Here is a 215-nt window from a genome sequence, read left to right on the forward strand (position 1 = left end):
CTGAGATGCGTTTCTCAAGCATCCAGCCCATCGCCATATCGGCAAGTGTAGCCGTGATCCCGCCATAGACAATGCGATACGGATTCAATACTTCACGTCCAACAGGCATCGAGCAGACAAATTCATTATGATCCGTGCCTTCTTCCTCTGCCACGCCGAGAAAATTACCGAGAAAGGGATATTTATTCTCTTTCATGTTGTAGAGTGCCTCAACG

At 47.9% G+C, this 215-nt stretch carries 1 protein-coding gene; it reads right to left on the reverse strand.

What is annotated here, in order from left to right; genetic code table 11:
- On the reverse strand, window positions 1–196 hold a 196-nt coding region (locus tag LKX83_RS33420), incomplete at its 3' end, for a PaaI family thioesterase (protein WP_227887618.1).
- Window positions 197–215 lie beyond the last annotated feature (19 nt).

The sequence above is a fragment of the Cohnella baijiui genome, from assembly GCF_020731285.1.
Taxonomy (GTDB): Bacteria; Bacillota; Bacilli; order Paenibacillales; family Paenibacillaceae; genus Cohnella.